We start from the raw sequence: 379 nt of genomic DNA, 5'->3' as shown, positions 1-379 counted from the left end.
CCTTCGAATTGCAACAGCTGATCCAGCAGATACACGTGTTTGCCGCTTCTACGGTCACAGTACAATCTCCGCTTAAAGCGCACATTCCCGAACACTGTGTTGACGCTTGTTTCACGCTCGTCCTTTACTCGATAACGCTCTCGGTCCCGTTGCTCCAGGATCTGCTGATCCAGCGCCTCCAGTACCTGCTTCATCGCACGAGCGAATTCCTCCTGCATTTTCCGGAAAATCCATTGCTCAATCTCTTTCATCGTCGGCATTATTGTGGTAAAGTGGCTCACAGGAGCTTCCTCCTTCTTGGTGTGTTGTGCGTCAAACATCACTTTACCAAGGGAGAAGCTCTTTTTCTATATCCGCTTTTTCCAATTCCTACACCCAC

1 protein-coding gene is annotated in these 379 nt (G+C 49.3%); it reads right to left on the bottom strand.

Features of this window, described 5'->3' with window-relative positions; all coding sequences use genetic code 11:
• Nucleotides 1-281: UPF0236 family transposase-like protein (locus tag RW092_RS08305; RefSeq protein WP_316009968.1), on the bottom strand; the 281-nt coding region annotated here is incomplete at its 3' end.
• Between the last annotated feature and the right edge of the window lie 98 nt (nucleotides 282-379).

It is taken from the genome of Paenibacillus sp. 3LSP, assembly GCF_032465655.1.
Lineage (GTDB): Bacteria > Bacillota > Bacilli > Paenibacillales > Paenibacillaceae > Fontibacillus > Fontibacillus barengoltzii.
This window is presented reverse-complemented; position numbering and strand designations above follow the sequence as displayed.